The 24162-nt window shown below is 71.6% G+C and carries 24 protein-coding genes; 17 read left to right on the forward strand and 7 right to left on the reverse strand.

Annotation, left to right across the window (positions count from 1 at the left end; all coding sequences use genetic code 11):
- The first annotated feature begins 60 nt into the window (after positions 1 to 60).
- The 5 genes from uraD to CGL27_RS35750 all read left to right on the forward strand — a co-directional run bounded on the left by uraD (position 61) and on the right by CGL27_RS35750 (position 5248).
- Complete coding sequence (gene uraD / locus CGL27_RS35730) at positions 61 to 591, forward strand: 2-oxo-4-hydroxy-4-carboxy-5-ureidoimidazoline decarboxylase (RefSeq protein ID WP_119991891.1); 531 nt, start codon at positions 61 to 63, stop codon at positions 589 to 591.
- Positions 591 to 929 (forward strand): hydroxyisourate hydrolase, encoded by a 339-nt coding sequence (uraH, locus tag CGL27_RS35735; RefSeq protein ID WP_059141798.1) that lies wholly within the window; start codon positions 591 to 593, stop codon positions 927 to 929. Before uraD ends, uraH begins: the two co-directional genes overlap by 1 nt.
- Positions 930 to 934: 5 nt before the next feature.
- Positions 935 to 1816 (forward strand): factor-independent urate hydroxylase, encoded by an 882-nt coding sequence (pucL, locus tag CGL27_RS35740; RefSeq protein ID WP_119991892.1) that lies wholly within the window; start codon positions 935 to 937, stop codon positions 1814 to 1816.
- A 41-nt stretch (positions 1817 to 1857) separates the two neighbouring features.
- Positions 1858 to 3228: an 8-oxoguanine deaminase gene (locus CGL27_RS35745; RefSeq protein ID WP_119991893.1), complete on the forward strand. Its 1371-nt coding sequence runs from the start codon at positions 1858 to 1860 to the stop codon at positions 3226 to 3228.
- A 169-nt stretch (positions 3229 to 3397) separates the two neighbouring features.
- The gene (locus CGL27_RS35750) at positions 3398 to 5248 is read left to right on the forward strand and encodes an alpha-L-fucosidase (RefSeq protein ID WP_119991894.1); all 1851 of its coding nucleotides are present in this window, start codon (positions 3398 to 3400) and stop codon (positions 5246 to 5248) included.
- A 63-nt stretch (positions 5249 to 5311) separates the two neighbouring features.
- Here CGL27_RS35750 and aceB read toward each other — a convergent pair whose 3' ends face one another.
- Together aceB and CGL27_RS35760 are read right to left on the reverse strand one after the other, a co-directional pair.
- Positions 5312 to 6931: a malate synthase A gene (gene aceB / locus CGL27_RS35755; RefSeq protein WP_119991895.1), complete on the reverse strand. Its 1620-nt coding sequence runs from the start codon at positions 6929 to 6931 to the stop codon at positions 5312 to 5314.
- A gap of 126 nt (positions 6932 to 7057) precedes the next feature.
- Entirely contained in the window at positions 7058 to 7666 is a 609-nt protein-coding gene (locus tag CGL27_RS35760) for a nucleotidyltransferase family protein (RefSeq protein ID WP_119991896.1), read from the reverse strand.
- A gap of 288 nt (positions 7667 to 7954) precedes the next feature.
- Between CGL27_RS35760 and CGL27_RS35765 the strand changes: the two genes are divergently transcribed.
- A complete protein-coding gene (locus CGL27_RS35765; RefSeq protein ID WP_205587800.1) occupies positions 7955 to 8257 on the forward strand; it encodes a DUF5955 family protein in 303 nt (100 codons plus the stop codon).
- A 280-nt stretch (positions 8258 to 8537) separates the two neighbouring features.
- On the opposite strand, the gene CGL27_RS35770 is transcribed toward CGL27_RS35765, so the two are convergent.
- A complete protein-coding gene (locus CGL27_RS35770) occupies positions 8538 to 9368 on the reverse strand; it encodes an IclR family transcriptional regulator (RefSeq protein WP_078644571.1) in 831 nt (276 codons plus the stop codon).
- Between the two features lie 226 nt (positions 9369 to 9594).
- On the opposite strand from CGL27_RS35770, the gene CGL27_RS35775 reads away from it, so the two are divergent.
- From CGL27_RS35775 to alc, 4 genes are all read left to right on the forward strand, one after another.
- Positions 9595 to 10329, forward strand: a complete 735-nt coding sequence (locus tag CGL27_RS35775) for an aspartate/glutamate racemase family protein (protein WP_119991898.1) — start codon at positions 9595 to 9597, stop codon at positions 10327 to 10329.
- Between the two features lie 161 nt (positions 10330 to 10490).
- On the forward strand, positions 10491 to 11978 hold the full coding sequence (locus tag CGL27_RS35780; protein ID WP_119991899.1) for an NCS1 family nucleobase:cation symporter-1: 1488 nt from the start codon (positions 10491 to 10493) through the stop codon (positions 11976 to 11978).
- 65 nt (positions 11979 to 12043) lie between these two features.
- Positions 12044 to 13405: an allantoinase AllB gene (gene allB, locus CGL27_RS35785; RefSeq protein ID WP_205587801.1), complete on the forward strand. Its 1362-nt coding sequence runs from the start codon at positions 12044 to 12046 to the stop codon at positions 13403 to 13405.
- Positions 13402 to 14550 (forward strand): allantoicase, encoded by a 1149-nt coding sequence (gene alc / locus CGL27_RS35790; RefSeq protein WP_119991900.1) that lies wholly within the window; start codon positions 13402 to 13404, stop codon positions 14548 to 14550. Before allB ends, alc begins: the two co-directional genes overlap by 4 nt.
- A 72-nt stretch (positions 14551 to 14622) precedes the next feature.
- Here alc and CGL27_RS35795 read toward each other — a convergent pair whose 3' ends face one another.
- Positions 14623 to 15492, reverse strand: coding sequence for a hypothetical protein (locus tag CGL27_RS35795; RefSeq protein WP_119991901.1), 870 nt, complete (start codon positions 15490 to 15492; stop codon positions 14623 to 14625).
- A 237-nt stretch (positions 15493 to 15729) separates the two neighbouring features.
- On the opposite strand from CGL27_RS35795, the gene CGL27_RS35800 reads away from it, so the two are divergent.
- Positions 15730 to 16560: an AIM24 family protein gene (locus CGL27_RS35800; RefSeq protein WP_078644583.1), complete on the forward strand. Its 831-nt coding sequence runs from the start codon at positions 15730 to 15732 to the stop codon at positions 16558 to 16560.
- Positions 16561 to 16593: 33 nt separating this feature from the next.
- Here CGL27_RS35800 and CGL27_RS35805 read toward each other — a convergent pair whose 3' ends face one another.
- A complete protein-coding gene (locus CGL27_RS35805; RefSeq protein ID WP_240450744.1) occupies positions 16594 to 16776 on the reverse strand; it encodes a DUF6126 family protein in 183 nt (60 codons plus the stop codon).
- A 17-nt stretch (positions 16777 to 16793) separates the two neighbouring features.
- Entirely contained in the window at positions 16794 to 17471 is a 678-nt protein-coding gene (locus CGL27_RS35810; protein ID WP_240450745.1) for an XRE family transcriptional regulator, read from the reverse strand.
- A gap of 189 nt (positions 17472 to 17660) precedes the next feature.
- Between CGL27_RS35810 and CGL27_RS35815 the strand changes: the two genes are divergently transcribed.
- From CGL27_RS35815 to CGL27_RS35835, 5 genes are all read left to right on the forward strand, one after another.
- A complete protein-coding gene (locus tag CGL27_RS35815; protein WP_078644587.1) occupies positions 17661 to 18089 on the forward strand; it encodes a ribonuclease in 429 nt (142 codons plus the stop codon).
- Positions 18090 to 18319: 230 nt separating this feature from the next.
- A complete protein-coding gene (locus CGL27_RS35820; protein ID WP_078644588.1) occupies positions 18320 to 19288 on the forward strand; it encodes a sugar kinase in 969 nt (322 codons plus the stop codon).
- Positions 19289 to 19497: 209 nt separating this feature from the next.
- Positions 19498 to 20151, forward strand: coding sequence for a bifunctional 4-hydroxy-2-oxoglutarate aldolase/2-dehydro-3-deoxy-phosphogluconate aldolase (gene eda / locus CGL27_RS35825; RefSeq protein ID WP_059141809.1), 654 nt, complete (start codon positions 19498 to 19500; stop codon positions 20149 to 20151).
- A gap of 314 nt (positions 20152 to 20465) precedes the next feature.
- Positions 20466 to 21314, forward strand: a complete 849-nt coding sequence (locus CGL27_RS35830) for a transporter substrate-binding domain-containing protein (protein WP_205587802.1) — start codon at positions 20466 to 20468, stop codon at positions 21312 to 21314.
- A gap of 141 nt (positions 21315 to 21455) precedes the next feature.
- Positions 21456 to 22145, forward strand: a complete 690-nt coding sequence (locus CGL27_RS35835) for a TetR/AcrR family transcriptional regulator (RefSeq protein WP_119991903.1) — start codon at positions 21456 to 21458, stop codon at positions 22143 to 22145.
- On the opposite strand, the gene CGL27_RS35840 is transcribed toward CGL27_RS35835, so the two are convergent.
- A complete protein-coding gene (locus CGL27_RS35840) occupies positions 22142 to 23218 on the reverse strand; it encodes an IS630 family transposase (protein WP_162953282.1) in 1077 nt (358 codons plus the stop codon). The two genes, CGL27_RS35835 and CGL27_RS35840, sit on opposite strands and share 4 nt — an antisense overlap.
- 213 nt (positions 23219 to 23431) lie before the next feature.
- On the opposite strand from CGL27_RS35840, the gene CGL27_RS35845 reads away from it, so the two are divergent.
- Positions 23432 to 24112 carry a hypothetical protein gene (locus CGL27_RS35845; protein WP_119991904.1) on the forward strand — a complete coding sequence of 227 codons (681 nt, stop codon included), beginning with the start codon at positions 23432 to 23434 and terminating at the stop codon, positions 24110 to 24112.
- The last annotated feature ends 50 nt before the right edge of the window (positions 24113 to 24162 follow it).

Genomic DNA, 24162 nt, shown 5'->3' on the forward strand with positions numbered 1-24162 from the left:
TTACGCGCATTTTTCAACAAAGTGTTGACGCCCGGCGAGGGCGCCTTCTAGCTTGCGAGAGTGACTTCCAGTGCTCCGCCGGGGCTGGCCCGGTTCAACGCGGTGGACGACCGCGACGCCGCCGGGCTGCTGCACGAGGTGTGCGCCAGCCGGGCCTGGGGCGCCGCGGTCGCTCGCGGGCGGCCGTACGCCACGGTCGGGGAGCTGCTCGCCGCCGCCGACGCGGCCATGGCCGGGCTGACCGCCGCCGACCTGGCCGAGGCGATGGCCGCGCATCCGCCCATCGGGCGGCCGGCGCCGGGCGACGCCGCCTCGGCCCGCGAGCAGAGCGGGGTACGGGACGCGGAGCGCGCGGAGCTGCTGGAGCTGAACCTCGCGTACCAGGAGCGCCACGGCCATGTCTTCCTGATCTGTGCCACCGGCCGCACCGGCGAGGAGATGCTGGCGGCCCTGCGCGCGCGGATCCACCATGACGCCGACACCGAGCGCGAGATCGTCCGCACCGAACTGGGAAAGATCAACCGCATCCGGCTGACCCGGCTGACGGAAACCCTTCGGGCCCCGCGGGCCCCGGCGGAAGGAGAGCGGTGATGGCGAGCGGCGCCACCTCCGTGTCCACGCACATCCTGGACACCAGCATCGGCCGCCCCGCGGTGGGCGTGGTCGTCGAGCTGTCCGTCCGCTCGGGGCCCGGGGCGCAGTGGACGGCGCACGCCGACTCCCTGACCGACGCCGACGGGCGCTGCAAGGATCTGCCCGACCTCCCCGAGGGCACCACCCACGCACGGCTGCGCTTCGAGACCGGGCCGTATCTGACCCACGCCTTCTTCCCTGAGGTCGCGGTCGCCTTCGCCGTCGAGCCGGGCGAGCACTACCACGTACCGCTGCTGCTCACCCCGTTCGGCTACTCCGTCTACCGAGGGAGCTAGCACCCATGCCCACGCTCGGCCCGAACAGTTACGGCAAAGCCGAAACCCGCGTCGTGCGGGTGGTGCGCGACGGCGCCGTGCACCACCTCAAGGACCTCAATGTCTCGGTGGCGCTGTCCGGAGAGATGGACGCGGTCCACCTCTCCGGCAGCAACGCCAACGTCCTGACGACCGACGCCACCAAGAACACCGTGTACGCCTTCGCCAAGGAGCACGGCATCGACACGGCCGAGGAGTTCGGCATCCGGCTGGCCCGCCACTTCGTCACCAGCCAGGAGCCCATCCACCGCGCCCGCATCCGTATCGAGGAGTACGCCTGGGAGCGGATCGAGACGGCCGGCAGCGCCGCGCACTCCTTCGTCCGCCGCGGCCAGGAGGTCCGTACCGCCCAGATCGCCTACGACGGTGAGCGCTGGGAGGTGGTCTCCGGGCTCACCGGCCTCACCGTCCTGAACACCACGGACTCCGAGTTCTGGGGCTATGTCAAGGACCGGTACACCACGCTCGAGGAGACCCGCGACCGCGTCCTGGCCACCGATGTGCACGCCCGCTGGCGCTACGGCTGGAGCGATGACACCCGGCCCATGCCCGACTGGGACCACGGCCACGAGGAGGCGCGCGGCCATCTGCTGAGCGCGTTCGCCGAGACCTACTCCCTCTCGCTGCAGCAGACGCTCTACGAGATGGGCGCGCGGGTCATCGAGCGCCGCCCCGAGGTCGAGGAGATACGGCTCTCGCTGCCCAACAAGCATCACTTCCTGGTCGATCTGGAACCCTTCGGCCTCACCAACGACAACGAGGTCTACTTCGCCGCCGACCGGCCGTACGGGCTCATCGAGGCCACCGTGCTGCGGGACGGCGCCGAGCCCCGGCTCCCCACCGACTGAACGGCTCCCCACCGACCCACCCGACGGAAGGGCCACGCTCCGTGCACCGCATCGTCATCGAGAACTGCGCCGTCGCCACCGTGGACGCGCAGGACACCGAGTACGCGTCCGGCCATGTCGTCGTCGCCGGCAACCGCATCGAGTCAGTGGGCGAGAGGCGCGCGCCGCAGGGGCTGGAGGGCGTCGTCCGCCGGATCGACGGTACGGGGCATCTGGTCACCCCGGGCCTGGTCAACACCCATCACCACTTCTACCAGTGGCTCACCCGCGGCCTGGCCCAGGACAGCAACCTCTTCGACTGGCTGGTCGCGCTCTACCCCATCTGGGCGCGGATCGACGAGCCGATGATCCACGCGGCGGCCCGCGGCTCGCTCGCGATGATGGTGCGCGGCGGGGTCACCACCGCCATGGACCATCACTACGTCTTTCCGCGCGGCAGCGGCGATCTGCTGGACGCCGAGATCCGCGCGGCGCGCGAGCTGGGCGTGCGGTTCACCGCCGCCCGCGGCTCCATGGACCTCGGCACCTCCGACGGCGGGCTGCCGCCGGACTTCGCCGTGGAGTCCACCGAGGAGGCGCTGGCCGCCACCGAGAAGGCCATCGACACCCACCACGACCCGGGGTTCGACGCCATGCTGCGGATCGCGGTCGCGCCCTGCTCGCCGTTCTCCGTCTCCACCGAACTGCTCCGCGAGGCCGCGGTGCTGGCCCGCCGCAAGGGCGTACGGCTGCACACCCACGGCTCGGAGACGGTGGAGGAGGAGAAGTTCTGCCAGGAGCGGTTCGGGATGGGGCCGACCGACTACTTCGAGTCCACCGGCTGGCTGGGCGAGGACGTGTGGATGGCCCACTGCGTCCACATGAGCGACACCGACATCCAGGCGTTCGCCCGGACCGGCACCGGTGTGGCCCACTGCCCCTCGTCCAACGCCCGGCTCGCCGCCGGGATCGCCCGCGTCCCCGATCTGCTCGCCGCGGACGTACCGGTCGGCCTCGGCGTGGACGGCACCGCCTCCAACGAATCCGGTGAGCTGCACACCGAACTGCGCAACGCGCTGCTGGTCAACCGGCTCGGCGGCCACCGCGAGAAGGCGCTGAACGTCCGTCAGGCGCTGCGACTTGGCACCTACGGCGGTGCGCGGGTGCTCGGCCGCCAGGACCAGATCGGCTCGCTGGAGCCGGGCAAACTGGCCGACCTGGTGCTGTGGAAGCTGGACGGCCTCGGCCATTCGTCGATCGCCGACCCGGTCGCGGCCCTCGTCCTGGGCGCCCCTGCCCCGGTGACCCTGTCGCTGGTGAACGGCGCGGCGGTGGTGGAGTCGGGCCGGCTGCTCACCGTGGACGAGGAGGAGATCGCGCGGGAGGCACGCACCGAGGCGCGACGCCTGGCCCGTATCGCGGCGGACAACTGAACACCGCGCCGATTCATCGGATGGGTCGCCGTGGTGAGCCGCTTCTCGCGGTCACCGGTGGCCCATCGGTGCGTTCGGGCCCCGTTGACATCCCATCTTTACGGTTCTAGGTTCCCGTACGCGGCTGGCCAGCCCTCCTGTCCGACCACCCATGAGCACAGGAGCCGCCATGCGCAGGTCCAGACGACGAGCCGTCATCCCCCTCCGAGCGCTCAGCCTTCTGCTCGGCATGGTGCTGGCCACGATCCTCAGCGGCCCTTCCGCCGCCACCGCGGCGCCGTCGGCGCCGGCGACGGCGCGGGAGCCCGGACCCGGCACCGACTACGCGACCGACGATCCGTTCACCTCCGACCGCACCGGCTGGTGGCGGCAGGACCGCTTCGGGATGTTCATCCACTTCGGCGCCTACTCCCAGCTGGAGGGCGAATACCAGCGGGCGGACGGGACCGTCTGCCGCGACGCGGAGTGGATCAAGCGAAGCTGCCAGATCCCGATGAGCGAGTACGAGGACGCCGCCCAGGACTTCAATCCCGCGTCCTTCGACGCCAAGGCCGTCGTGAAGGCGGCCAAGGACGCCGGGCAGCGCTACATCGTCATCACCTCCAAGCACCACGACGGATATGCGATGTGGCCGACCAAGCAGAACACCTGGAATCTGCGCGACCACTCCTCCTTCGACCAACGGCGGGACATCCTGGCCGAGTTGAAGTCCGCCGCGGACGCCGCCGGGATCAAACTCGGCTTCTATTACTCGATCTGGGACTGGCACGACCCCGACTTCGCCGACCCCGCCACCTTCCCCCGCTATGAGAAGCGGATGTACGCCCAGCTCAAGGAGCTGGTCGACAATTACCATCCGGCGCTGCTCTGGTTCGACGGGGAATGGGACGCGGACAACCCCACCAACACCTGGTCGGCGCGGGACGGCGAGCGGCTGCAGACGTATCTGCACGGGCTCGACCCCGATCTGATCACCAACAACCGGGTCGGCAAGCGGCGCGTCGTCGACGGCGACTACGGAACGCCCGAGCAGGAAATCCCGGACGCGCCCGTGGCCGGGCAGTTGTGGGAAAGCTGCATGACCCTCAACGGCCACTGGGGCTTCGCCAAATACGACCAGGACTGGAAGTCGCCCGCCACCCTCACCCGCAATCTCCTCGATATCGCGAGCCGTGGCGGCAATTACCTCCTCAATGTCGGCCCCGACAAACTGGGCCGCATTCCCCAGCCCTCCGTCGACCGGCTGCGCGAGATCGGCTCCTGGCTGCGGACCTCCGGCCAGGGCCGCGCGGTGTACGGGGCCGGGGCCACCGGGCTGGTCGACGAGCCGTCCTGGGGCGCGGTCAGCCGGTCGGGCGACCGGCTGTACGCGTCCGTCACCTCCTGGCCCGCCGCGGGGCAGCCCCTCCACCTCACCGCCCGGGCGCCGTTCACGGTGACCGGCGCCCGGGTGCTGGGCAGCGGACAGCGGGTCGAGGTGGCCAAGGCGGGCGACGGTTTCGATCTCACCCCCTCCGGCGGACCGGCCGACCCCACCGCCTCGGTGATCGAGCTGACGGTGAAACCGGCCCCGGCCGCGCCCCAGGGCCGGGGCGAGGGGCTGCGGGAGGAGGTCTTCGCCAATGAGACCTTCACCGGGCCCCCGGCCGTCACCCGGACCGACCCGGCCGTCAACCACATCTGGAGGTTTGCCGGCTCCCCGGCCGCCGATGTCCCCGCCGACCACTTCGGCGTCCGCTGGACCGGTTTCCTCCAGCCCCGCCACAGCGAGACCTACACGCTCACGACCGTCTCCGACGACACCGCGCGGGTGTGGATCGACGGCCGTCTGGTCATCGACAACACCACCCCGCATGAACCACAGGTCGACAAGGCGACCGTCGCGCTGCGCGCCGGAGCCAAGCACGCCATCAAGATCGAGTACACCGAGCAGACCGGAGAGGCGCATATGAAGCTGCTGTGGTCCAGCCCCAGCGTGCCCCAGCAGATCGTGCCGCGCTCCCAGCTCTACACGCCGTAAGGGCGACCGGGGCCCCGGACCGTATTTGTACGGTCCGGGGCCCTCGCGGCCGAACGGACCGGCTCAGCCCAGCAGTTCGTACGCGGGCAGCGTCAGGAACTCCGTGTAGTCCGCGTCCAGCGCGACCCTCAGCAGCAGATCGTGCGCCTGGCTCCACTTGCCCGCGGCGAAGGCGTCCTCGCCGACCTCCTCGCGGATCGCCGCCAGCTCCTCGGCGGCGACCTTACGGACAAGATCGGCGGTGGCCTTCTCGCCGTTCTCGAAGACCACCCCCGCGTTGACCCACTGCCAGATCTGGGAGCGGGAGATCTCGGCGGTGGCCGCGTCCTCCATCAGGTTGAAGATCGCGACGGCGCCGAGGCCGCGCAGCCACGCCTCGATATAGCGGGTGCCGACCTGCACGGCATTGCGCAGGCCGTCATGCGTGGGCTTGGCGTCGAGCGACGCGACGTCGATCAGCTCGGCCGCGGTGACCCGGACGTCCTCGCGCAGCCGGTCCTTCTGGTGCGGCCGGTCGCCGAGGACCGCGTCGAAGGAGGCGCGGGCGACCGGGACCAGATCCGGATGGGCGACCCAGGAGCCGTCGAAGCCGTCGTTCGCCTCACGGTCCTTGTCGGCCTTGACCTTGTCGAACGCGACCGCGTTGACCTCGGGGTCGCGGCGCGAGGGGATGAAGGCCGCCATGCCGCCGATCGCGTGCGCGCCGCGCTTGTGGCAGGTGCGGACGAGCAGTTCGGTATAGGCGCGCATGAACGGGGCGGTCATCGTGACCGCGTTGCGGTCCGGGAGGACGAAACCGGGGCCGCCGTCGCGGAAGTTCTTGACGATGGAGAAGAGATAGTCCCAGCGGCCCGCGTTGAGCCCGGAGGCGTGGTCGCGGAGCTCGTAGAGGATCTCGTCCATCTCGTACGCCGCCGTGATCGTCTCGATCAGAACGGTGGCGCGGATCGTCCCTTGCGGAAGCGAGAGATGGTCCTGTGCGAAGACGAAGACGTCGTTCCAGAGGCGGGCCTCGAGATGCGACTCGGTCTTGGGGAGGTAGAAGTACGGCCCCTTGCCCTGGGCGAGCAGCCGGCGGGCGTTGTGGAGGAAGTACAGCCCGAAGTCGACCAGGGCGCCGGGGACGGGGCGGCCGTCGGCGGCCCGCAGATGGCGCTCGTCGAGATGCCAGCCGCGCGGCCGGGTGACGACGGTGGCCAGCACATCGTCGGGCCGCAGTGCGTAGCTCTTGCCCTCGGGGGAGGTGAAGTCGATCCGGCGCTCATAGGCGTCGATCAGATTGAGCTGGCCGCCGATCACATTCGACCAGGTGGGGGCGGAGGCGTCCTCGAAGTCGGCGAGCCAGACCTTGGCGCCCGAGTTGAGGGCGTTGATGGTCATCTTGCGGTCGGTGGGGCCGGTGATCTCCACCCGGCGGTCCTCGAGGGCGGGCGGGGCGGGGGCGACGCGCCAGTCGGGGTCGTCGCGGATGTGGGCCGTCTCCGGGAGGAAGTCCAGGGTGCTGGTGCGGGCGATCTCGGCGCGGCGCTCCGCGCGGCGCGCGAGCAGCTCGTCCCGGCGCGGGGTGAAGCGGTGGTGGAGCTCGGCCAGGAAGGCCAGGGCCGCGTCGGTCAGCACCTCCCCCTGACGCTCCAGCGGTTCGGCGTCGACGATGGCCAGCGGGGAAGGCGCTGGTGCGGACATGGGCTGTCACTCCTTAGACGAGTCTCAGCTGGACGCTCGCAGTGATTCTGTCTTGTGGATAATAAGTTTCTCATAGTGGAAGTTCAATCTTCTGTTGAACGCCGCGTCCGTTGCCCCCTCGACGTCTCATTCCAGCAGCGTCAAGTCCTCGGGGGTGTCGATGTCGTCCGTACGGGCGATATCCGAGCAGTCGACGAGCGTGATCGCGGACTGATGCGCCCGCAGATAGGCGCGTGCCCCCCGGTCGCCCTCCGCACTCGCCGTGATATCCGCCCACCGGTCCGCGCCGAACAGCACCGGATGCCCCCGCTCCCCGCCGTACGCGGCGGCCGCCAGGGTCGACGGCGAGTGATACGCGGCCACCACCCGCGCCACGGCCTCGGCGCCGATCCCCGGCTGGTCCACCAGCGCGATCAGCGCCGCCCGCGCCCCCGTACCGGCCAGTGAGCCGAGCCCGGCCCGCAGCGAGGAGCCCATGCCCTGCTCCCAGTCGGGGTTGTCGACCAGGACATACCCGGGCAGCCGGGCCCGTGCCCGTACGGTCTCGGCCGCGGCGCCCAGCACGATGTGCACGGGCGCGCAGCCGCCCTCGCGCAGCGCCCGCGCGGCGTGCTCCACCAGCGGCCGCCCCCGATGCGTCAAAAGGGCCTTGGGGCGCCCGCCCAGCCGCCGGCCGCCCCCGGCCGCCAGTACGATCCCGGCGACCTGCGCGGAGTCATCCGTTGTGCGATCCATGGGCCCTGCTTACCGCACCTGGGGGCCGTGCGGGGGCTTCATCCCAGCCGGTCTGATTTTCGCTCTCCGTATAGCGCGTCGTGCACTGAGTGGCGTTAACTGATCCGCGGCCCCTTGTGTCCGAATCCACGCGAGGTGGAGGGCTGGGGCGGCCATGCGGGAAGGGGGCAGGCTGTGGGAGAGGGCGCGAGGGGGCGAAGGGCAGTGTTGGCCAACGATGGCGCGAGGCTCTGGGGTGAACCCGGTGCCTTGTCAGTGGAGGGCGCCGCAGTCGTGGAAGCCAGGCGAGTGGCGAGCACCGATGACGATCCGAGGGCGGCCGAGCTGCGCCGTGCCGTGGCCCGGCTCAGGCGTGATCTGGCCGCCCACCCGGCGGAATTACCGGACCGGGCGATCGCGGACGACGAGCTGGCCGCGCTCGATGCCATGGCCCGCACCGGCGCACCGGAGCTGCACCGCCTGCGCCGCTCGCTGCTGCTCATCGCGGGCGCGCTGGGCTCGGTCAGCGCACTGGGCTCCGCCCTGACGGGCGTCCGCGCGGCGATCGACCAGTTCAACAACGTGCCGCAGCCGGGCAGCGGGCGAGACTGAGCGGGGCCCGTGGTCCCGCCCGGCCGCGGGCGGCCCTGTGGCTTTGCCCCCGTTGCCCCGCCCGCCCCGGTGGCCAGCTCCCCATGGCCTTCCGCCGGGCGATGGGACGACGCGTGCGTCGAGCGGGATGCCCGGCCGCGCGCCTGCGTCGAGTGGGACGCCCGGTTGCCCGGTGGTGCTTCCGGCAGCGCCGACACCGCACTCGGTCCCGTGCGCCCCGCGCAGGCCGCACCTCATCGAGCCGCGCGGACGGTGGCCCGCCCGCCGGTCCCCTCCGCCGTCAGGCGGACCCGGTGCTGGCCAGCGCCCCCGACAGCTCGACCGCGACCTCCTTGAGGATCGGCACGATCTGCTGTGTGGCCTCGTCCGTCACCCGGCCCGCCGGGCCCGAGATGGAGATGGCCGCCGGTGCGGGGGAGTCGGGCACCGGGACCGCGAGGCAGCGCACGCCCATCTCCTGCTCGTTGTCGTCCACCGCGTAGCCCTGCTCGTGGACCTGCCGCAGCGCGTCGAGGAACTCGTCCGGCGAGGTGATCGTCTTCTCGGTCACCGCGGGCATGCCGGTACGGGCCAGCAGGGCGCGCACCTCCTCGGGGGGCGTGCTCGCCAGCAGCGCCTTACCGACGCCCGTGGTGTGGGGCAGCACCCGCCGCCCGACCTCGGTGAACATCCGCATCGAGTGGCGCGAGGGCACCTGCGCCACGTACACCACCTCATCGCCGTCCAGCAGCGCCATGTTCGCGGTCTCGCCGGTCTCCTCCACCAGCCGCGCCAGATACGGCCGCGCCCAGGTGCCCAGCAGCCGGGCCGAGCTCTCGCCGAGCCGGATCAGCCGGGGCCCGAGGGCATAGCGGCGGTTGGGCTGCTGGCGTACATAGCCGCAGGCCACCAGCGTGCGCATCAGCCGGTGAATGGTGGGCAGCGGCAGCCCACTGCTGGTGGAGAGCTCGCTCAGCCCGACCTCGCCCCCGGCGTCGGCCATCCGCTCCAGCAGGTCGAAGGCGCGCTCCAGGGACTGGACGCCACCGGATCCGGCGGTGGTGGCGGCGGTCTTGGACTCGGCGGACGGCACGTCGGTGTTCCTTTCACAGCGGTCGGCACCGGCCCGCATACGGTGACGATCCGCTGCCGACCGGCCACGGGCAGCCTACCGGTCCCCGGCGACGCCCACAGCGGGCTTGCACTGACGGTCCGCGCCGGTCACGGCGGGTGTGCCGGACCGGCCGGGGACTGGCCGCTCCCGGACACGGGGCCCCCTTGACCGCGGGGGCATCGCTGGCTACATTTCTGCGGCGCGAAATTACCTTTCCATTGTATGGAATCGCCAGGGGAGCTCCATGCGCATTCTCGTGCTGAACCCCAACACCACCGTCTCCATGACGGCAGCGATCCGGGCCATCGCGGAGGCGAGTGCGAGCCCCGGCACCGAGATTGTCGCGACCGAGCCGCTGTGGGGGCCGGAGTCGATCGAGGGCCACTTCGAGGGATGTCTCAGCGCCGCCGCCGTACTGGACCGGCTGGCCACCTGGGAAGAGCCCTTCGACGCCCTGGTGATGGCGGGGTTCGGTGAACCGGGCCGCGAGGCGGCGCAGGAACTCCTCGACGTGCCGGTCCTCGACATCACCGAGTCCGCCGCCCAGATGGCCATGATGCTCGGCCATGCCTACGGGGTCGTCACCACCCTGGACCGGGCCGTTCCGCAGATCCGGGACCGGCTGCTGGTGGCGGGGCTGCTGGGGCGCTGCGCGGCGGTGCGCGGCACCGGCCTCGGCGTCCTGGAGCTGGAGGCGCACCCCGAGCGCACCGTGGAGCTCATCGTCCGGACCGCGCGTGAGGTCGTGGAGCGGGACGGCGCCGAGGTCATCTGTCTGGGGTGCGGCGGCATGGCGGGGCTCCAGGAGCGGGTCTCGGCGGCGCTGGGCGGGGTTCCGGTGGTGGACGGCGTCGCCGCCGCGGTGCGTTTCGCCGAGGCGGTCGTCGGGCTCGGGCTCTCCACCAGCAAGGTGCGCGCCTTCGCCGCGCCCCGTCCCAAGGCCATCGGCGGCTGGCCCATCAGCGCCCGCCCGTCCTGAATCCGAGGGTTTTCCGATCCGCGATCCGAGGGTTTCCGATCCGCCGGGCGGACCGGGCCCACGGGCGACGTTCACGGCAACTCCCGCGTAATCGATCGGCAACACCTTCGCGGCACCGTCATGCGGAAAAGAATTTCCGTCCCAGTTCCCCGGAGGGCGCCATGGCATCACCCGCCACACCAGACCCCCGTCTCTATAACGAGGACCTCGCCCCCGCCGTGGAGCGCACCTGGGGGACGTACAGCATCTTCGCCATGTGGATGTCGGACACCCACGCGATCAGCAACTACGCCTTCGCGGCGAGCCTGTTCGTGCTGGGGCTGCCGACCTGGGAGGTGTTCCTGTCCCTGCTGGCCGGAGTCACCATCCTCTACTGGTTCATGAACCGCATGGGCCACGCCGGCCACCGCACCGGGGTGCCGTTCCCGGTCCTGGCGCGGGCCAGCTGGGGGGTGTACGGGGCCAACATTCCCGCCCTGCTGCGGGCGGTGATGGCGGTCGCCTGGTACGGCATCCAGACCTGGCTGGCCTCCGAAGCCCTGGTCCTCCTCGGCGTCCAGTTGGCGCCCTCGCTCGCCGACTACGACCACGACTCCATCCTCGGTCTGTCCACCCTCGGCTGGATCGCCTTCCTGGTGATGTGGCTGCTGCAGGCGGTGCTGCTCACCCGGGGCATGGAGTTCATCCGCAAGGTGCAGGACCTGGCCACCGGCCCGGTCGTCTGGCTGGTGATGCTCGCGCTCGCCGTATGGCTGATCGCCAAGGCGGGCGGGGACATCTCGCTCACCGACAGCCTGACCGGGCTCAGCGGGGGCGAGCAGCTCCATCAGAGCCTGATCGCGGTCAGCCTGACGGTCGCCACCTTCCTCACCCTCGTGCTCAACTACGCCGACTTCGCGCGGTTCACCCCGGATCACCGGGCCTACCGGCGCGGCAATCTGCTCGGGCTGCCGGTGAACTTCACCGCCTTCGCCGTCGTCTCCGTGCTGATGACGGCCGGCACGATCTCGGTGTTCGGTGCGGCGATCTCCGATCCGGTCGAGATCATCGCGAAGATCGACAACCCCGTGGTCACGGTGCTCGGCGTGCTGTCGTTCATGGTCGCCACCATCGGCATCAACGTCGTCGCCAACTTCGTCTCGCCCGCGTACGACTTCGCCAATCTCGCGCCGAAGTATCTCGACTTCCGGCGCGGCGGCATGATCACGGCGGTGCTCGCGATCGTGGTCATGCCGTGGAAGCTCTACTCCAGCCCGATCGTCATCCAGTACTTCCTGGGCGCCCTCGGCGCCTTCCTCGGCCCGTTGGTCGCCATCCTGCTCGTGGACTACTACCTGGTGCGGCGCGGCCATATCGACGTCGACGCGCTCTTCAGCGCCGATGCGTCGGGCGCGTACTACTACCGCAAGGGCTTCAATCCGGAGGCGATCATCGCCTTCGTGCCCTCGGCCGCGATAGCGGCGGTGCTGGCCTTGGTCAAGGGGTTCGAGGACCTGGCCCCGTTCTCCTGGGTCTTCGGAATGGCCCTCGCCGGGGGTATCTATGCCCTGAGGTCCGCGAGGATCCGGACCGGCGGGACAGGGGTCGATGCGCCGATTCCGTCGCAGGTCGCGGCAGGTGGGGCCTTGACCGGGCCGTCCACCGAGTGAATCATTCAACGGAAAGTTGATTCCGTTTCGCGGAATCGGCGAGGGTGGAGGCGAGGAGGATATCGGTGCCCGACGTGGAGTTGGTGCTGCGCTCGGCCAGGGTGGTCACGCCGGACGGACTGCGCGCGGCCTCCGTGTCCGTCGCCGGCGGCCGCATCGTGGCCGTCGGGCCGTACGACACCCCGGACCCGGACGGCGCGAGGGTCGAGGACCTCGGCGACGACGTCCTGCTCCCCGGCCTCGTCGACACCCACGTCCATGTCAACGACCCCGGCCGCACCGCCTGGGAGGGGTTCGGCTCCGCCACCCGCGCCGCCGCGGCCGGCGGCGTCACCACCCTCGTCGACATGCCGCTCAACAGCGTCCCGCCGACCACCACCGTCCCGGCCCTGGAGGTCAAACGGGCCGTCGCCCGGCGGTCGGCCCATGTCGACATCGGGTTTTGGGGCGGCGCCGTGCCCGGGAACGCCCCGGACCTGGAGCCGCTGCACGACGCGGGCGTCCTCGGGTTCAAGGCGTTCCTGCTCCCCTCCGGCGTGGACGAGTTTCCGCCGCTCGCCCCCGACCAGCTCCAGACCGCCCTCCGCGAGATCGCGGGCTTCGGCGGACTGCTGATCGTCCACGCCGAGGACCCCCATCTCATCGACGGCGCCCCGCCGCCGACCGGCCCCCGCTACACCGACTTCCTCGCCTCACGCCCGCGCGCCGCCGAGAACGAGGCCATCGCGGGCCTCATCGCCCTCGCCCACGAGCTGGACGCCCGCGTCCACGTCCTGCACCTCTCGTCCGCCGACGCGCTGCCGCTGATCGCCGACGCCCGCCGTAAGGGCGTCCGGATCACCGTGGAGACCTGCCCGCACTTCCTGACCCTCACCGCCGAGGAAGTCCCCGACGGCGCCACGGAGTTCAAATGCTGTCCGCCCATAAGGGAGGCCGCCAACCAGGACGCGCTGTGGGCGGGCCTGGCGGCCGGTGAGATCGACTGCGTCGTCTCCGACCACTCGCCCTGTACGGCCGACCTCAAGGTGGACGACTTCGGGCGGGCCTGGGGCGGCATCTCCTCGCTCCAGCTCGGCCTCCCCGCCGTCTGGACGGCGGCCCGGCGGCGCGGCCACACCCTCCACGACGTGGCCCGCTGGATGTCCACCGGCCCCGCCGCGCTCGTCGGCCTCGACCGTAAGGGCGCCATCGAGGCCGGCCGCGACGCCGACTTCGCGGTCCTCGCCCCCGACGAGACCTTCACCGTCGACCCCGCCGCCCTGCACCACCGCAACCGGGTCACCGCCTACGCGGGCAGAACGCTCTACGGCGTCGTACGGTCCACCTGGCTGCGCGGCCGGAAGATCGCCGACCATGGCGCGATCGCCGACCGTGGCGCGACGAGCGAACCCACCGGCCGACTCCTGGAAAGGCAGCCCCGCACATGACCGCGCCGACCCCCCGCTTCACCGGCGACGCCGCCCCGTACGGCGGTGGCGATCCGTACGCCGACTACCGGACCGCCGACCTCCCCTTCACCCACCTCGTGGACCTGGCCGACCGGCGGCTCGGCGGAAGCGTGGTCGCGGCCAACGACGAGTTCTTCGCCGAGCGCGAGAATCTGCTGAAGCCCGAACCCCCGCACTTCGACCCCGCCGCCTTCGGCCACAAGGGCAAGGTCATGGACGGCTGGGAGACCCGGCGGCGGCGCGGAGCCTCGGCCGACACCCCGCATCCGGCCGAGGACGACCACGACTGGGCCCTGATCCGCCTCGGCGCGCCCGGCGTCGTCCACGGCATCGTCGTCGACACCGCCCACTTCCGCGGCAACTACCCGCGGGCGGTGAGCGTCGAGGCGACGGCGGTGTACGGCACCCCGTCCCCCGAGGAACTCCTCGCCGACGACGTCGTATGGACGGAACTCGTCCCCCGTACGCGGATCGGCGGCCACGCGGCCAACGGCTTCCCGGTCTCCGTAGGCCGCCGCTTCACCCATCTCCGCCTCAAGCAGCACCCCGACGGCGGCATCGCCCGCCTCCGCGTCCACGGCGAGGTCGCCCCCGACCCGGCGTGGCTCACCGCGCTCGGCACCTTCGACGTGGTGGCGCTGGAGCACGGCGGCGCGGCCGAGGACGCCTCCGACCGCTTCTACTCCCCGCCCGCCAACTCCATCCAGCCCGGCCGCTCCCACAAGATGGACGAGGGCTGGGAGACCCGCCGCCGCCGCGACACGGGCCACGACTGGGTCCGCTACCGCCTCACCGCCCAGGCGTCCCTGCGCGCCGTGGAGATCGACACCGGCTGCTACAAGGGCAACGCACCGGGCTGGGCGGCCTTGTACGGCCTCGACGCCACCTCCGGCGCGGACCCGGCCGACCACACCTCCCCGGCCTGGACCGAACTCCTGCCCCGCACCCGCCTCCAGCCCGATACGGTCCACCGCTTCCTCCTCGACGCGGCCCCGCCCGTGACCCACGTCCGGATCGACATCTACCCGGACGGCGGCGTCGCCCGCCTGCGACTGCACGGAACGCTGACCGAACACGGCGCGCAGCGGCTCACCGCACGCCATGCGGAGCTGAGCGGCGGCTAGCCTTCGGTTCTCACTCTCGCCTCCCACCACCCCGGCGGACCTCCTGTGCCAGGTCCGGACAGTCGACCAGGTTCAAGCCCGCCGGCTCCCCGTCGGCTCCGGGACCCCGATCGGGTTGGGGAAGCGCAGGGCGGCGGCGCAGGCGGTGGCCAGTGGGGTGAGGAGCCGTACCAGGGTCGCCACCTCGTCAGGGCCCATCGGTCGCCAAGGGCGTTCCGCCGCTCGGTCCGTCGCGGTCTCGGCCGTCCTGAGCAGCTCGCGTCCGGCCTGCGTCGCGGTGCCGTCCGGGGTGAGCAGGGCCCGGTCGGTCAGGCGCCGGGCGGCGGCGTCCCACTCCTGGTCGGTCCAGCCGCGGTGGGGCTGGAGTTCGGTGCGGGGGAGGTCGACGGCGGATCGGAGGACGAGGGCTTCGCAGCCGTCGAGACCGGCGGCGACCAGGGCCGCGACATGGCCGTCGCCGCGGTGCTCGCGCAGCAGGGTCGTCGCATGCCACAGCCGCTCGACCGGCTTGTCGGGGAAGTCAAGCGCGCCGTTCGCGGCGGCCAGCACCCGGCCGGACCCCTCCAGGCCCGCCGCGCGGGGGACCAGGGTCTCGGCGGCGCGCTCCACCTCGCGCTCGCGCCCGGCGAGCAGCCGGTCGAGGGCGGCCGCGGCGCCCGTACGGCGGAGCTCCAGGGCCCGCCCGGGCGTGGTCAGGGACCAGACGTCGGGCAGGGCGCGGGCGACCATGGCGGGCGCGAAGGTGAAGAAGGCCGCCACGACGGGCTCCGGCCCGACCGGTCCGAGCGGCGCGGCGCGGCCCGCGAAGTAGCCGCGCCAGAAGCCGCGCAGCCCCACGTCCTCGTACGCGGCCTCGGCCTCCGGCGCGAAGTACGCGACCGCGTGGATCGGCTCGAAAAGGGCCCACATCGTGCGGGCCGTCGTCGCAGCGCTGGTGTTCATCGCCATGCTCCCTTCAGCATCGCCCCCGGGGCCGGGCCACGACCGGCATTGTGCCAAGCTCCCGGAACCCGGACATCCGGGTCGGACGTTGACCCGGATGTCCGGTTACGACATCACCTGACACCATCTGGCAGCACCGGACGCGACGGACGGTACGGACGGGAGCGATGAGGCCGATGAGGCCGATGCGACCGACCCGGGCCGACGCGCTTGATACGACCTTCGAGGAGATTGGCTGTGACCCTGCGGCAAGAGATCGTCGGCAACGCCATGCAGATGGCGGTCTGCACCCTGCAGCCGGGGCAGACCGTCTACTGCGAGGCCGGGAAGTTCCTGTTCAAGACGGCGAACGTGACGATGGAGACCCGGCTGTCCGGGCCCGGCGGGGGCGGCGGTCAGGCCGCCGGGGGCAATGGCGGGAGCGCCGGGGGCGGCGGGATGGGCGGGATGCTGCGCCAGGCCATGGGCACCGCCATGCAGGTGGGGCAGCGGGCGCTGGCCGGGGAGTCGCTGGCGTTCCAGTACTTCACCGCCACCGGCGGCGAGGGCACCGTCGGCTTCGCGGGGGTGCTGCCCGGTGAGATGCGGGCGCTGGAGCTGGACGGGGCGCGGGCGTGGTTCGCGGAGAAGGACGCCTTCGTGGCGGCCGAGTCCACTGTGGAGTTCGGGATCGCCTTCCAGGGCGGGAAGACCGGGCGCAGCGGCGGCGAGGGATTCATCCTGGAGAAGTTCACCGGGCACGGCACCGTGATCATCTGTGGTGCGGGCAACTTCATCGACCTGAATCCGGCCGATTTCGGCGGCCGGATCGAGGTCGACACGGGCTGCATCGTGGCCTTCGAGGAAGGCATCCGGTACGGCGTGGAGCGCATCGGCGGGCTCAACCGCCAGGGGCTGATGAACGCGGTCTTCGGCGGCGAGGGGCTGTCGCTGGCCACGCTGGAGGGCAATGGGCGGGTGATCCTGCAGTCGCTCACCATCGAGGGCCTGGCGAACGCCCTGAAGAAGGCGCAGGGCGGCGACAAGCAGGGGCCGACGGGTGGGATGTTCTCCACCCACGCGGGGTGACGAGCGGCTGGGCCCCTGGGCCCCCGCCTCTGATTACCCGCCCGCGACGTAGAAGAGGAAGAAGAGGAAAGCGGCGATGAAGTGGACGCCCACGAGGTAGATGAAGACCCGGACCGTGAAGCTCATCGGCGCCCGGTCCTCCTCGTTCGGGCCGGTCCGGGCATGCACCGTCGGGTCCGTCCGGGTATCGCTCGGGCTCATGTGGTGCGCGGTCATGTCGTTCTCGTCCTCCTTCATGGCGTACCGGGCCTTCCTCGGCGAGGGGCGTCGCCGAGGCACAGCTCGGCCGCGCCGCTCTGCAGCAGCGTGTGGACGAAGAGCAGATCCACGCCGCCGGGCGAGGCGGCGGCGATGCGGTGCGGGGTGAGCGAGTCGAAATGGGCCGCGTCGCCCGGGGAGAGGGCGTGCACGGTCTCGCCGAGGGTCAGCCGCAGCCGGCCGCCCAGGACGTAGAGCCACTCCTCGCCGGGGTGGACCCGCACCAGGCCCTCCTGGGCGCCGGAGCGCTCCGGCACATGCAGCCGCAGCGCCTGCATGGCCCGGCCGGAGCCGCCGGCCTGCCAGTAGGTCCAGCCGCCCGCCTCCTGCGCCTCCATGCGGTCGGCCCGCACGACCGGGTCCCGTTCCGAGGTCTCCTCGCCGAGCAGGTCGGATACCGTGGTTCCGTAGGTACGGGCCAGGGTCAGCAGCATCGGGAGCGAGGGCTGGCGGCGGCCCGTCTCCAGCCGCGACAGATGCGCGGGTGAGAGCCCGACGCGATGGGCGGCGGCCTCGAGTGTCAGACCACTGCGCCGCCGCAGGTCACGCAGGCGGGGAGCGACGGTGGGCAGTTCGGCGGACGGTCCGCCGGGGTGACCGTCGGCCGGTCCGTCCGTGGGCCCCTCGTCGGGACCGTGGGGGAGCGGGTGCATGTCTCCGGTATAGCCAGTTTTGACCTCTCGGGCAAAAGTTTTGCCTGAGAGGCAAGAAGCGCGCCGAGGCGACGGGAGGTTGCGCTTTCGTTACCTCCTCTGGCGCTTCGCGCAGTTCTTGTGAACTCCCGGCGAACGGCGGTCACTTGGCATTGACACGACAGCGTCTACGCGCGTCATGCTATGTCTATGACAATCCCCCCACGGATCGCTCGCATCGGTGCCCTCGGCGCCCTCGTCTCGACGCTGATCATCGGCGGCACGGCCACCGCGGCCACCGCCGTCGCCCCGGCGGCCTCGCAGACCGTTGTGTCGTCGCAGGTCATCGCGGCCGTCGGCGACATCTGCTACTCGGATCTGCCGTCCCAGGCCCATGACACCCTGGACCTGATCGAGCAGGGTGGCCCCTACCCGTTCCCCCAGGACGGCACCGTCTTCCAGAACCGTGAAGGCGTCCTTCCGTCCCAGTCCTCCGGTTACTACCACGAGTACACCGTGATCACCCCGGGCTCCGACGACCGTGGCGCCCGGCGCATCGTCACCGGTAAGCAGACGGACGAGGACTACTACACCTCGGACCACTACGCCTCGTTCGACCTGGTCGACCGCGGCTGCTGACGCGGCCCCACCGAAGACCGCCACCCCCCGCACCGCGGCCGCTGCCCCTCATCAGGGCAGCGGCCGCAACGCAGTCTGCGCCCGACCTCAGATCCACCCTCGGATCCGCCCTCGGACCGCCCTTCGCCCCGTCGCCGCCCCGATAACGGTCACCGCCCCGGGAACCCCGCGCGGGTCATTGTCGTTGCTTCCCGATACCGTCTCGGTTAGCAGCGGACGTGCGGGGAGGCATGGTGGCGAACGGTCCGGAAGTGGTCACGTGCGGGGAGGCGATGCTCCTGCTGCTCGCCGAGCCCGGGGTCCCGCTGGACCGGGCCGTGCATTTCCGCCGGTCGGTGGCGGGGGCCGAGTCCAATGTGGCCGTGGGCCTCGCCCGGCTCGGCCACGGGGTGCGCTGGCTCGGCCGGGTCGGCGCCGACCCCGCGGGGGAGGCGGTGCTGCGCGAGCTGCGCGCCGACTGTGTGGACGTCGCCCACGCGATCGTGGACGACCACGCCCCCACCGGGCTGCTGATGCGGGACAGTCATGCGCACCGCGCCATCGATGTGCAGTACTACCGCATGGGATCGGCCGCCTCCCGGCTGACGCCCGAGCAGATACGCCCCGAGGCCCTCGAAGGCACCCGGCTGCTGCATCTGTCCGGGATCACGCCGATGCTCTCGCCGACGGCGGCGGCCGCGAGCCGGCGCCTGGTGGAGCTGGCCCGTGCGGCCGGGGCCAAGGTGTCCTTCGATCCGAACGTACGACACAAGCTGGGCGGCGCGGCGCAGTGGGCCCAGACGGCGGGCCCGTTGCTGCGCGACGCCGACATCGTCCTGGCGGGCGAGGACGAGTTGGAGCTGCTGACCGCCCAACCCGCCGACGAGGCCGCGCGGGAGCTGCTGCGCGGCGGGGCCGACGAGGTCGTGATCAAGCGCGCCGACCACTCCTCGACCGTCCTCACCGCGGACGGCGGCTGGGACCAGGCGCCCCACGCGGTGCCGGTCGTCGACCCGATCGGGGCCGGTGACGGCTTCGCGGCCGGCTATCTGTCGGCCCGCCTGCGCGGGCTGCACGAGCACCAGGCGCTCGCCGAGGCGGTGTGCGTGGCCGCCCTCGTCGTCCAGGCCGCCACCGATACGGACGGGCTGCCCACCGCCGCCGCGCGGGACCGGGCGCTCGCCGAGCTGTCCAAGGGCGGGGACGCGGTGTACCGCTGAGCCGACACAGACAACACGGGCAACGCGGACAACGGAGACAGCGCAGACGGCGCGGACAGCGCCGGTAACACCGACAAGCCAGATATCGATCCACCAAGCGCATCACAGCACCGCACATCGTCCACCGCACACCGAAACCGCCGCATATCCCGGAGGCAATCCGGGGCGGCATCGCCAGCAGCACTTGGGAGAGGAAGGCGGCGACCGCCGTGTACCGCTGGGAGATCACCCGGGCCGCGCTCGCGCAGCGCGTTCTCGCCATCGTCCGTAGCGACAGCTACGACCACGCCCATGCCACGGCGGACAGTCTGCTCTCCGCCGGTATCACCAGCCTGGAGATCTCGCTGACCACGCCCTTCGCCCTGGAGGCGGTCACCACACTGATCCGGGAGGTCGGTGATGACGCGGTGATCGGCGCGGGCACGGTGCTCGACGCCGCCTCGGCCCGGATGGCGGTGGACGCGGGCGCCCGCTTCCTCGTCTCGCCGAGCCTGGACCCCGAGGTCATCCGCACCGGCCACCGCTACGGTCTGCCGGTCTTCCCCGGCGTGGCCACACCCACCGAGGCGGTGCACGCGATGGAGCTGGGCGCGGACGCCCTGAAGCTCTTCCCCGCCTCCGCCTACGGGCCCCGATGGGTCAGCGACGTACGGGCCGCGCTGCCGCAGGCCGCCGTGGTCCCCACCGGCGGGGTGACGCTGGCCGAGGCCCCGGACTGGATCGCGGCCGGGGCCGTCGCGTGCGGAATGGGCTCCGCGCTGTCCGAGGGCGACCGGGACACCGTGGGCAAGCGCGCCGCCGAGCTGCTGGCCCGCCTCGCGGATGTGGCACCACCGCTGGACTCGGCGCCGGAGCTGTACTGAGGAGGCGCGCGGGCCGTACGGACGGGGGCGCGGGCCGTACGGACCGCTGTGCGCGGGCTGTACGGACGGGGGCGCGGGCCGTACGGACCGCTGTGCCCGGGCTGTACGGACGGCGGGGAGGGCCGTACTGACAGGGGGCGCGCGGGCTGTACGGACGGCGGGGCGCGGGTCGTACGAATGGCGGTGCCCGAGCCGTACGTCCGCGTATCCCAGCGGGCGGTCAACGGCTTCCCGTGGGGCGGGAGTTCTGCCACCCTGAGCGCGCTGTGATCATGCGGCTCGTACCGGCCGCCCGCTCGCGCCCAGGAGGTGCCGTGAGACGTACCGTCATGCTGTCCGCCCTCGCCGCCGTGCTCGCCGCCACCGCCGCCGGTTCGGCGCTGGCCGTCGGCTCCACGTCCAAGCCCGAGTCGCCGCGGGCGTCCGCCGCCGACCGCGCCCGGCCGCAGCGCGGCACCCTGCTCGACCGGGTGCCCGAGCGCGGGGTGCTGCGGGTGTGCACCACGGGCGACTACCGGCCTTTCAGCCATCGCGACCCCAAGTCCGGCGCCTACACCGGCATCGACATCAAGATGGCCGGGGACCTCGCCAAGAGCCTGGACGCCAAACCGGCGTTCGTGCCCACCACCTGGGCCACCCTGGTGGACGACCTTGCCGCCGGACGCTGCGACGTGGGCATGGGCGGGGTGTCGGTGACCCTGGCCCGCGCCCGTAAGGCGTCCTTCAGCGAGCCGTATCTCACCGATGGCAAGACGCCGATCGTGCGCTGCGCGGACAAGGACAGGTACCGCACGCTGGAGGACATCGACCGGCCGGGCGTGCGGGTGGTGGTCAACCCGGGTGGCACCAATGAGGAGTTCGCCCGAGCCCATGTCAAACGGGCCACTCTCACCGTCCATCCGGACAACACCACGATCTTCGACGAGATCATCGCGGGCCGCGCCGATGTGATGATGACGGACGCCAGCGAGACCCGCTACCAGTCCGCGATCCACCCGGAGCTGTGCGCGGTCCACCCCGACGAGCCGTTCTCCTTCTCCGAGAAGGCGTACGCCCTGCCGCGCGGCGACGCGCAGTTCAAGGAGTACGTCGACCAGTGGGTCCATCTGGCCACGCACGACGGTACGTACAAGAAGTACGAGGATGAATGGGTGAAGCGGTGAAGCGGTGAAGCCGCGAGGGGCGGATGGGGCGGATGGGGCAGTGAACCGGCGGCGGACGGGCGGCGGCTGAAAATCTGGGCATCGCCGTAGGACTCTTGCGTCCGCCGCCCCCCGCGGTGCCCGGAGCGGGAAGATGGCACCATGAGTCCCGCCCAGCCCGTGCGCCGCCGCTCGGACGCCGTCGCCAACCGCGCCGCCCTTCTCGACGCGGCCGAGCGGGTCCTGCTCCGCGATGGGCCCGCCGTGCCGTTGGACGTGGTGGCGCGCGAGGCCGGGGTCGGCATCGCCACGCTGTACCGGAACTTCGCCGACCGCGACGAGTTATACGCGGCCGTCGTCCACCGCGCCCACCAGCTCGTGGCCGACCTCGCCGAGGAGGCCGAGGCCAGCGCGGCGCCACCGCTGGACGCGCTGGCCGGTTTCCTGGACCGGCTCCTCGCCGAACGTCGCCATCTCGCCCTGCCGTTGCTCAGTGCCCCCGGCCCGCGCCCGCAGAACGGGGCCGACCCCCTCGGCCCGCATCCGCAGAACGGGGCCGACCCTCTCGGCCCGCGGATCTCCAGGTCGTTGGCCGCGGTCCTGAAGCGGGGCATCGACGACGGCTCGATCCGGCCCGATGCCACCGCCGCCGACCTCGTCGTCACCGGCGCGACGCTCGCCCGTGCCCAACTCCCGCCCGACGCCTGGGAGCGGGCCGCCCGCCGCGTCGCCGCGCTCGTCCTGGACGGTCTGCGCGCCCGCTCCGGCACCGCCCCGCTCCCCGCCGGGCTCACCGGTGCCGAGATGGACCGGGCCATGACCCACAGCGGGGGCGACAGGGCCGCCTACTAGTGTCCTGCGCCGGAGATCCGTCGGCAGAATTGGGCGAGGGATTCGAGGATCTCCTCGGCGGTCTTGGTCCAGATGAACGGCTTGGGGTCTGCGTTCCAGTCCTTGACCCAGGTGCGGATGTCGGCTTCAAGGGTCTGGACGTTCTTGTGTGCGCCGCGGCGGATCTTCTGGTCGGCCAGGAAGCCGAACCACCGCTCGACCTGGTTGATCCAGGAGGAGCCCGTCGGGGTGAAGTGCATGTGGAAGCGGGGGTGTTTGGCCAGCCACGTCCTGATCGCTGGGGTCTTGTGGGTGCCGTAGTTGTCACAGATCAGATGGACCTGGAGATGCGCGGGCACCTCCTTGTCGATCCTGATCAGGAACTTCTTGAATTCCGCTGCCCGGTGCCGACGGTGCAGAGCACTGATGACCTCGCCGGTGGCGACGTCGAACGCGGCGAACAAGGTGGTCAGGCCGTTGCGCACGTAATCATGGGTCCGGCGCTCGGGCATGCCCGGCATTATCGGCAGCACCGGCTGGGACCGGTCCAGAGCCTGGATCTGCGATTTCTCATCCACCGACAGCACCACGGCGCCCTCGGGCGGGTTGAAGTACAGGCCGACGACGTCGTAGACCTTCTCCACGAACAACGGGTCCGTCGACAGCTTGAAGGTGTCTGTCTGGTGCGGCTTGAGCTGGAACTTCCGCCAGATCCGGCCAACGGTCGACTTCGACAGGCCACTGTGCTCGGCCATCGACCTACGGGACCAGTGGGTGGCGTTCTTCGGGATCTCCTCCAGCGTGGTGACCACGACCGCCTCCACCTGATCGATGCTGATGGTGGGCGGCCGGCCCGGCCGCGGCTCGTCGGCCAGGCCATCCAGCCGCTCAGCGAGGAACCGGCGCCGCCACTTGCGGACCGTGTCCGCACTCACCCGCAGATCCCGAGCAACCGCCACAATCGGCGGCACCTCCGGCCCCGCACACGCCAGCACAATCCGCGCGCGCAGGGCCAGAGCCTGGGCCGATGTCGCCCGACGCGTCCACCGCTCCAACACCGCCCGCTCCTCATCACAGAGCAGCAACGGCTCCAGCTTCGGGCCCCGACGAGGAACTGATGCACCAGCAGCAGAAGTCACACCACTACTAACGATCAACTACCGGCGCAGGACACTAGCCTGTCGCCCACAGCGGGATGCGCATTTGCGCGAATTCGGGCGCGGCCCTTGCGCGGGTGCTACACGCTGACGGATGCCGGTTGTAATGCCCCGGACCGGTGAACGTTTCCTCGCATCCGGAGAGACGATATGAGCAGCCCCCTCAGCCACCCCCTCGTGCGGACCTTCCTGGCCTCGGTCGAGCGGCGGACCGCGGCGCTTCCCGCCGCGTGGCGGGAGGAACTGCTCGAGGATCTGCGCGAGGAGATCGCGGCGGCGCTGGCGGACGACGTCACCGAGGATCCCGCCGCGGACGACGTCACCGAGGATCCCGCCGCGGACGGCGGCCCGGCGATCAGCGAGGAGCGGGTACGGCGGGCGCTCGACTGGATCGGAACCCCGGAGGAGATCGCGGCGGACGCGCTGGCCGAGGAGTCCGGCAGCATTCCCCCCGAGCCGGAGAACCCCGGCGGCACCTGGCTGACGCTCGGCCTCGCCGTGCTGCCGGTGCCGCTGTGCCTGGTCCCGGGCGTGGGCATACCGCTGGGGCTGGTCGCCGCCTTGGGGGCGCTCGTCCGGCTGTGGCGGTCCGCGCCGTGGGTGCGGCGCGAGAAGCGGCAGGCCACGCTGTTCGTCCTGTCGCCGCTGGTGACGGTGCCGGTGCTGGCGGCCGCCCTCTCCCTGGCGTTCGACGGGATCAGCGCCCCCGCGTTCGTGGCCTCCCTCCTGATAGCGCTCGCCCTGCCGGTGGTCGGCGCCATACGGCTGGCCCGGTCCGCCGCCCGGCTGCGCGAGCAGACCCCTCAGGAGGCGGGACGGCCCCTTGGCTGACAGCGTTGTCGGCCCCGGCGGGTCGACTGTGCGTAGTTTGTCCGGACAAC

Source organism: Streptomyces sp. 11-1-2 (assembly GCF_003595545.1).
Classification (GTDB): Bacteria; Actinomycetota; Actinomycetes; order Streptomycetales; family Streptomycetaceae; genus Streptomyces; species Streptomyces hygroscopicus_B.

Bases quoted from the DNA above. Each gene is read 5' to 3' on its own strand.
- uraH (WP_059141798.1), top strand. From the start codon at position 591: ATGGCGAGCGGCGCCACCTCCGTGTCCACGCACATCCTGGACACCAGC.
- pucL (WP_119991892.1), top strand. From the start codon at position 935: ATGCCCACGCTCGGCCCGAACAGTTACGGCAAAGCCGAAACCCGCGTC.
- CGL27_RS35750 (WP_119991894.1), top strand. From the start codon at position 3,398: ATGCGCAGGTCCAGACGACGAGCCGTCATCCCCCTCCGAGCGCTCAGC.
- aceB (WP_119991895.1), bottom strand. From the start codon at position 6,931: ATGTCCGCACCAGCGCCTTCCCCGCTGGCCATCGTCGACGCCGAACCG.
- CGL27_RS35760 (WP_119991896.1), bottom strand. From the start codon at position 7,666: ATGGATCGCACAACGGATGACTCCGCGCAGGTCGCCGGGATCGTACTG.
- CGL27_RS35770 (WP_078644571.1), bottom strand. From the start codon at position 9,368: ATGCGGGCCGGTGCCGACCGCTGTGAAAGGAACACCGACGTGCCGTCC.
- CGL27_RS35775 (WP_119991898.1), top strand. From the start codon at position 9,595: ATGCGCATTCTCGTGCTGAACCCCAACACCACCGTCTCCATGACGGCA.
- CGL27_RS35780 (WP_119991899.1), top strand. From the start codon at position 10,491: ATGGCATCACCCGCCACACCAGACCCCCGTCTCTATAACGAGGACCTC.
- alc (WP_119991900.1), top strand. From the start codon at position 13,402: ATGACCGCGCCGACCCCCCGCTTCACCGGCGACGCCGCCCCGTACGGC.
- CGL27_RS35795 (WP_119991901.1), bottom strand. From the start codon at position 15,492: ATGAACACCAGCGCTGCGACGACGGCCCGCACGATGTGGGCCCTTTTC.
- CGL27_RS35805 (WP_240450744.1), bottom strand. From the start codon at position 16,776: ATGACCGCGCACCACATGAGCCCGAGCGATACCCGGACGGACCCGACG.
- CGL27_RS35810 (WP_240450745.1), bottom strand. From the start codon at position 17,471: ATGCACCCGCTCCCCCACGGTCCCGACGAGGGGCCCACGGACGGACCG.
- CGL27_RS35815 (WP_078644587.1), top strand. From the start codon at position 17,661: ATGACAATCCCCCCACGGATCGCTCGCATCGGTGCCCTCGGCGCCCTC.
- CGL27_RS35820 (WP_078644588.1), top strand. From the start codon at position 18,320: ATGGTGGCGAACGGTCCGGAAGTGGTCACGTGCGGGGAGGCGATGCTC.
- CGL27_RS35835 (WP_119991903.1), top strand. From the start codon at position 21,456: ATGAGTCCCGCCCAGCCCGTGCGCCGCCGCTCGGACGCCGTCGCCAAC.
- CGL27_RS35845 (WP_119991904.1), top strand. From the start codon at position 23,432: ATGAGCAGCCCCCTCAGCCACCCCCTCGTGCGGACCTTCCTGGCCTCG.